Source organism: Methylobacterium sp. J-030 (genome assembly GCF_022829545.1).
In the GTDB taxonomy this organism is placed as follows: domain Bacteria; phylum Pseudomonadota; class Alphaproteobacteria; order Rhizobiales; family Beijerinckiaceae; genus Methylobacterium.
In genome coordinates, this window is sequence record NZ_JAKSYM010000262.1 from 46,200 (window position 1) to 52,941 (window position 6,742).

General features: G+C 58.8%; 7 protein-coding genes. 4 read left to right on the top strand and 3 right to left on the bottom strand.

The features are described from left to right. Positions 1–203 precede the first annotated feature (203 nt). Both MKK75_RS19260 and MKK75_RS19265 read right to left on the bottom strand, forming a co-directional pair. Positions 204–1,103, bottom strand: a complete 900-nt coding sequence (locus tag MKK75_RS19260) for an MBL fold metallo-hydrolase (protein WP_244044136.1) — start codon at positions 1,101–1,103, stop codon at positions 204–206. Positions 1,104–1,707: 604 nt separating this feature from the next. Continuing rightward, the gene (locus MKK75_RS19265; RefSeq protein WP_244044137.1) at positions 1,708–2,133 is read right to left on the bottom strand and encodes a hypothetical protein; all 426 of its coding nucleotides are present in this window, start codon (positions 2,131–2,133) and stop codon (positions 1,708–1,710) included. A gap of 476 nt (positions 2,134–2,609) precedes the next feature. On the opposite strand from MKK75_RS19265, the gene MKK75_RS19270 reads away from it, so the two are divergent. From MKK75_RS19270 to MKK75_RS19285, 4 genes are read left to right on the top strand one after another with little or no spacing between them, the layout of a single operon-like run. Further along, positions 2,610–4,436 (top strand): carbamoyltransferase, encoded by a 1,827-nt coding sequence (locus MKK75_RS19270; protein ID WP_244044138.1) that lies wholly within the window; start codon positions 2,610–2,612, stop codon positions 4,434–4,436. After that, positions 4,423–4,791, top strand: coding sequence for a hypothetical protein (locus MKK75_RS19275; protein ID WP_244044139.1), 369 nt, complete (start codon positions 4,423–4,425; stop codon positions 4,789–4,791). Before MKK75_RS19270 ends, MKK75_RS19275 begins: the two co-directional genes overlap by 14 nt. 12 nt (positions 4,792–4,803) lie before the next feature. Then, positions 4,804–5,349 carry a hypothetical protein gene (locus tag MKK75_RS19280; protein WP_244044140.1) on the top strand — a complete coding sequence of 182 codons (546 nt, stop codon included), beginning with the start codon at positions 4,804–4,806 and terminating at the stop codon, positions 5,347–5,349. Positions 5,350–5,390: 41 nt separating this feature from the next. Further along, positions 5,391–6,419: an SGNH/GDSL hydrolase family protein gene (locus tag MKK75_RS19285; protein ID WP_244044141.1), complete on the top strand. Its 1,029-nt coding sequence runs from the start codon at positions 5,391–5,393 to the stop codon at positions 6,417–6,419. A gap of 125 nt (positions 6,420–6,544) precedes the next feature. Here MKK75_RS19285 and MKK75_RS19290 read toward each other — a convergent pair. Beyond that, the coding region (locus MKK75_RS19290; RefSeq protein WP_244044142.1) for a hypothetical protein at positions 6,545–6,742 on the bottom strand (198 nt) is incomplete at its 5' end.

Genomic DNA, 6,742 nt, shown 5'->3' on the forward strand with positions numbered 1-6,742 from the left:
CTTGCCGTACACGCCATCCGGCACGCCGCCGCCCTGGATCTGCCCCATGCCGTTGTAGGCCTCGGGCGGGAGTTTGAGATCGGCTGCCGAGGGGCAATGATCGACCTTGACGGATCTGCATGATCGAGAATCCGCGCGGGCGGTAGGACGGGCCGAGCTATGCGGTGACAGTCTGCGGGCGTTCGGCAGGTGCGCCCGCTTTTTCACGGGCGCCGGTAGGCGGATCCGTCTTCAGGGCGAGCTGGGTCTGTCACGTAGCGACCGTGCTCCGGCACCGCGACGCGATCAAAGTCCTCAGCGAGGATGTTTAGCGCGCGGCGCATTTCAGGACCCCGCAGTGGCCTGCCGTGGCCGGTGATGACGCGCTCAGGTTCCAGGGCGGCAAGCGTTCGTACCGAATCGCGCGCTGCTGTCCAATCGATCGTCAGATACATCGGAGGGCCGTGCAGTTCCGGTTCCTGCGTCGCCACGGCGTAGGCCGATTCCTGTGCTGTCGTCACGAAGGCATCGCCGACGATCAGAGTGCGGTCAGCCTCACGCCAGAACGAGACGTGCCCCGGGGCGTGGCCTGGCGTATGAATCCAACGCCATCCGGCCATCGGCGGAATGCTACCGTCAGCTGGAAACATCAAAAGACGGGACGACACGTCGACGGGTTTGGTCGGGTATAGGGGGGAAAGCCGCGCCATCGCCCCACCTCCGACGCTCGGGTCAGCCGGCGGGTAGGAGGCGCTCCCATCCAAGTACGGGCGCTCCAGGGAGTGCGCGTAGATCGGCGCATCCCAATCCTCTGCCAGATCCTCCAGCCCCCCGACGTGGTCGAAGTGGCCGTGTGTCATAACGATCGCAGAGGGTCGGGCGCCCGGGCCGAAACGGGCCGCGGCCGCGTCTTTGATCAGATCCTTCGTTCCCGGGATACCAGCATCGATTAGAACCCAGCCGCGATCTCCCGCATTCGGAGGGCCAAGGAAGACGACGTTGACGATCGCCAGGCGTCGATAGGCGAGGTCCGGGGCGATCTCGTGGGTCGCGTCGTCGCGTGATGCGTCGCGCTCGGTATCGTCAGCGCGGACTCTTGGGTCGACCGGGATCTGCTGGACCATGAGCGCCGCGTCCTCAACTCAGCCCGCCATACGCGTCCTTCGGCAACCTAAGTCCTGAAAGCATGTTCCCCGCCGTGCCCCGCACAAACACTCAAGGTCGTCGAAGGCGCGTCGTGGCGGCAAAAGCTGATGAAGCGAACGCACACGTGATCGGGTCGCTACGCTCGGGCGATGTTGGCCATTAGAAAATGGAGTCGGATCTGCCGAGGCCTAATGCGGGTTTACGATTTAAGACCGCAGGAGACTCACACTGTGCCGCAGATGTTCGATTGGATCTTCTTCGCTATCATGATCCCATTCCCTGCGTTCTTACTCTGGGATTTTTACCGGCACCGCGACTCGTCCAAGCGGGTTAAGCAGCTCTGATCGGCTGCCGAAAGCGCGACTGCTCCGGCGAGGCCGCACCGAGGCCAGGGGGGAATAGGCCTCGGCGCTGCTCTTCCGGCGCTCGGCCCACAGGCCGATCGCTGCGGCCATCCTGCCTCCGTATGGCTAACAGTCGGTTACCGCGACCCTCTCTGTTCTTGGGTGCCGGTGACACGCGGCTGGCATATGCCGGCGTTCACGGTGCCTTCCTCGCCGTGTTCCGCATCTATTCTACAGTTCACCCGTATGGACCACCGAACAGGTCGCCCAGCACCTTGCGCCGGAACAGCGTGCGCCATCGACGCCTCTGATGCTCCGGCCGATCGTGAGTCATGTGGCATCGCTGGCAGAAGGCCGCGAGGTTGCTGTCGGTGTTGTTCGAGGTGTCGTGATCCCTATGGGCAGCAGCCAGAACGACCCAGGTCCGGCGGACCTGGCTGAGGATGTCCGCCCCTGATGCGATCCGGATCCGACGCCCCCACCCATCGCGCCACCGGTCGGCATCCGCATCCCACCAGCGCCCGTCGCCGAGGTGGTAGACTATCTGCCCATGCGGTCGCCCGCAGCCTTCGCAGCAGCCCTGCACCCGCCCGAACCGAATCAGGGCCGAGAGCTGCGCCCGGTCGATCGGGTAGAAGAAGCGGTGCTCGGGCCGGGTCGGCATGGGATCGCACTGTGCCACCGGGCATGAAGAAAGCGTAGCGGTAAGGCGCTTGCTCGTCCGACGGCCGAATTCTTACGTGGACCGCTCATCATTAGGGGCAGCTTGCGACTCTCGTCAGACCTTCAATAAGGCTGTTTACTGATAAAAGCGTTCACGCAATCGAGAGCGGTTTCTGTCAAACGGTGTGGCAAATTGTCAAATTCGGCAGTTTTTCCTTCAATACTGATATAGGTGAAGGATTGATACCTGGCAAAACCCTCACCGTACTCACCACAATATGCAGGTTTTTAATCGGTGAGGACATATCTGGAAGCAAAATTCAAATAAGTTTACATTCGGAATGGCATTTGATTGCCACTAGGAAACTACAATAATTAAATATTATATAACTAGATATCGAGATGATGATGTTTTAAGAAATAAACTGCAGTCAGTCTCCTAAAGTAGGGATATTTCAGGCCAGGGATAAATATTTCATGGCAAGAGTACTTGGAATATCTGCATATTACCATGACTCAGCTGCTGCGCTGGTGTGCGACGGAGAGATTATTGCCGCGGCACAAGAAGAGCGCTTCTCCCGCATAAAACACGACTCGAAGTTCCCTCGACGGGCTGTCGATTACTGCCTGAGCGAAGCTTTCATCGACCCGTCTGAGCTGGACGGCGTAGTGTTTTACGACAACTCGATGCTCACGCTGGATCGCGCGATGAAGAGTGCACTGGCGGTGGCGCCGGCGGGACGCGATCAGTTCATGGCATCCTCCCGTGCCCTGCTAGGTCCCAAAGCTTGGCTCGCACGGGATCTGGAACTGGTCCTCGGGGAGGTCCCGCGCCTGCTCGCTACTCAGCACCATCTGGCTCACGCCGCTAGCAGCTTCTTCCCCTCGCCGTTCGACCAAGCGGGCATTCTAACGATCGACGGGGTCGGAGAATGGGCCACCTGTACGCTCGGGCTCGGCAAGGGTTCGAACATCGAGCTTCTCCAAGAACTACGATACCCACATTCCCTCGGCCTGCTGTACAGCGCATTCACTTACCACTGTGGGTTCAAGGTCAACTCCGGCGAATACAAGCTGATGGGTTTGGCTCCCTATGGCGAGCCTCGTTACGCAGACTTGATCCGCGACGAACTCGTCGACATTCGCGAGGACGGATCTTTCCGGCTTGATACGAGCGCGTTCGGGTATGTCGACTCGCTGGTCATGACCAACGCGCGGTTTGAAAACCTCTTCGGCGGCCTGGCTCGCAAGCCGGATACAATGATTACCCGGCGCGAAATGGATTTGGCCGCGTCCATTCAACACGTCGCCGAAGAAATCGTTCTCAAGCTCGTCAAGCACGTGAAGCGCCAGACGAAGTCAAGAAACCTGGCCTTGGCCGGCGGCGTCGCCCTCAATTGCGTGGCGAACGGACGCGTCTGGCGCGAGGCCGGGCTGGACGGATTGTTCATCCAACCCGCGGCCGGTGATGCCGGGGGCGCACTAGGTTCAGCCCTGCTGGCCTCACATACCGTATTCGGCGTGCCACGGACCCCCGGACGATCCCACGACACGCTTAAGGGCAGCTTGCTCGGCCCGGCCTTCTCGTCGCAGGAAATCGCCGCCTTCGTCGATCGCACGGACGCCCCAAGCCACCTCGTCGTCGATCCAGTCGGGCGCGCGCACAAGATCGCCGACGCGCTCGCGGCGGGCCAAATCGTGGCGCTCTTCAGCGGCCGCATGGAGTTCGGCCCACGCGCCTTGGGTGCGCGGTCCCTCCTGGGAGACCCGCGTGTGCCCGACATGCAGAGCCGTATGAACATCAAGATCAAATTCAGGGAAAGCTTCCGTCCATTTGCTCCTGCGGTGCTCGCAGAACACGCGGCGGACTATTTCGAGTTGGAGGGCGAAAGTCCCTACATGCTGCTCGTGGCGCCGGTCCGCACGGAGCGGCAGCAGACCGTCGAGCCGAACCTCGGCGATGACGAAAACATGCTCGCGATCGTCAACCAAGTCCGGAGCGACATACCGGCCGTCACGCATGTCGACTTCACGGCGCGTGTGCAGACCGTCGGCGACAATGCAAACCCCGAATTCCGACGCATCCTGGAAGCGTTCTACAAGGGTACCGACTGTCCGGTGCTGATCAATACATCTTTTAACGTGCGCGGCGAACCGATCGTCTGCAGCCCGCAGGATGCTTACCGCTGCTTTATGCGCACCGACGTGGACCTCCTCGTTCTAGAAGACAGGCTGCTTTGGAAATCGGAGCAGCCCGCATTCAGCGATGATAGCGAGTGGCAGACGCAGTATGAACTCGACTGACCCGACCCCCTCCCAGCGCCTGAGCGCCGAGTTATTCGATCGCAGCCTCGCCCCACTCGCAAAAGCCCGCAAGATGCGTGGTGAGCCCGCCTATTACCCACGGGGTCCCGAGGAAGACCAGGGTTCCTACTTTTCACGGCCATCCAGCGCCTCGATGGCGGCGGCCGACTTCGAGCGGTCGGTGTTTAGCTCACCCGAACAGCTCATCGATGGATTGAACGCGTATTGGGAGGCTTCAGGTGACGCAGACCTGTGCTCCCTCGTCCCCATGATGAGAAAGATCGCCGCCGCTCTTCAGGAAGAAGCCGCCGAACACGACGGGTCGGTCAGCGTCTTCTGCTACGCCATGTTTTAGTAGGTTCTCATCATGACGCTTCATGAGCAGATCGAGCAGGAGATCGTACAATGGATCAAGGAGTTCATCGTCGTTCCGAATGATTTCTACGACGGTAAATTCGCCCCCTGTCCCTATGCCCAGGCCGCCATGCTGGCGCGCGCGGTCGATGTGGCCGTGTGGCAGTCCGGTGACCCGCGCCGCTTCATCCGCGAGCAGGCCTCGTCCATGCGCGACTCCGCCGGGATCCAGACGCGTGTCATCGTCTTTCCCCCACGGGTCCAGTGGTCTCTCGGCATCAGCGATTATGTCGATACGCTCAATACCGAGCTGATCTCCAGTGATACCTTCCTGAATACGGGCATCGCGAAAACGACGACGAGCTTATATCCCGGCTCTGCGGAGCAGCCCTATTTCATCGTCGTCGTCAATAGCTTGACCGCCGTCTTGCGCGGCGCGAAGTCGCTGCAGAAGACCAATTATTACGACAAATGGCCGGCGTCGCACCGCAAGATCGTCGTCGATCGCCGTGCCGATATGGCAAAGCGTTATGGCCGATCGAAAGATGCGCGCGAATGACAATCAAACAAGTTAAGTGTGATCCGCGCGAAACGCGCACGATGATGAAGTACGATCCCGAGATTGGGACCCGTTATATTCCGAGTCTGAAAGTTCGTGTGACGGGAGAGAAGGGCGGCTGTCTCGTCCGGACCAACATCGCAGGCTTTCGATCAGAGCGCGAATTTCTACCTGGACGCACGCCAAAGAAGTTAAGGGCACTTGTGTTCGGTGACTCGCAAACGGCGGGGGACGGAGTAACGAATTCGCAGAGATTTAGTGATCGGATTGAGTCAAAGATACCCAATCTTGAGGTGTATAACTACGGGGTTAGTGGCACGGGCCCTGATCAGCATTTCCTGAGTTACAAGAGACACTGTAATGTTGAGCACGATCTAGTCATCATTGTGGTATATGTGGAAAACATACGTCGCGTATGTCGCAGGGTAATCGAGATACAGGATGGGAGCGGGTCGCCGGCATTTTACGCAAAACCATATTTCGAATACTTGGATGGAAAATTAGAAGTCCGGAATATTCCGGTTCCGAAACAGATCTGGTCAGAGCAGACGCTGCCAGACGAGTACAAATCTTACGTCTATTCGCCTCATGAAACCAATCTATTCTCTCAGGTTACTGGAAGAAAAGCCACGGCGCCCCGGGTACCGAAGGCTCTCTCGCCGCTTCGTGAATTTGCGAAAAAATTTGTGCTTCAATTACCAAGCTTTAGTATGTTGCCAGAGTACAACGATCAGCGCAGTTCGGGCTGGGTATTGTTGCGTACGATCTTGCAGGAATGGATAACTCTGAGTGCTGTTCCAGTAGTACTCGTTACAATTCCCCACTACATCTCATTTGTTTCGTCGCGCGATCCGACCCGTTATCGCAAACGATTTCGTGAACTAGCTGATGCTACGGACTGTCATCTTTACGACTTTTTATCTGATCTTCCCAGGTCAGTTGATGATCGTCAACAGTTATGGTCAAACTGGTCAGGTCATCTCTCTGTATCCGCGCACGAACTTTTAGCAGATCGGCTCAAACCAATTGTCCAGAAGTTGCTTCTCAGTTGTCAGGATGCCCGTTCATGAAATTCTAACAGGCGGGGAGTTAAAGATCTGCTTTCTAGTGCCTAGCCAACTTCCGCTCCCCACCCCCAGCAGACCTAGCATCAGGCCCGCTTCAGCAGGTCGGGGAGCACCGACAACAAGACCACCTACACCGTCGCCGTCTGCATGTTCCTGAGGGCCAGCGCGTACAGCCCGTCCGCCTGCTTGGTGAAGGCGTCGGCGTGCTCCCGCGGCGTCTGGCTGCCGGTGATGTCAACTTTGAAGCTGTTGTGCTGGGTCAGGGACCGGCTGCTGCTCGACGTGCTGTTGTTCGTCACGGGGCTGGCCCCGACCGGCGCCGGCTG

Excerpts from the sequence above, each read along its gene's own strand:
- MKK75_RS19260 (WP_244044136.1), bottom strand. The coding sequence starts at position 1,103 with ATGGTCCAGCAGATCCCGGTCGACCCAAGAGTCCGCGCTGACGATACC.
- MKK75_RS19265 (WP_244044137.1), bottom strand. The coding sequence starts at position 2,133 with ATGCCGACCCGGCCCGAGCACCGCTTCTTCTACCCGATCGACCGGGCG.
- MKK75_RS19270 (WP_244044138.1), top strand. The coding sequence starts at position 2,610 with ATGGCAAGAGTACTTGGAATATCTGCATATTACCATGACTCAGCTGCT.
- MKK75_RS19275 (WP_244044139.1), top strand. The coding sequence starts at position 4,423 with ATGAACTCGACTGACCCGACCCCCTCCCAGCGCCTGAGCGCCGAGTTA.
- MKK75_RS19280 (WP_244044140.1), top strand. The coding sequence starts at position 4,804 with ATGACGCTTCATGAGCAGATCGAGCAGGAGATCGTACAATGGATCAAG.
- MKK75_RS19285 (WP_244044141.1), top strand. The coding sequence starts at position 5,391 with ATGATGAAGTACGATCCCGAGATTGGGACCCGTTATATTCCGAGTCTG.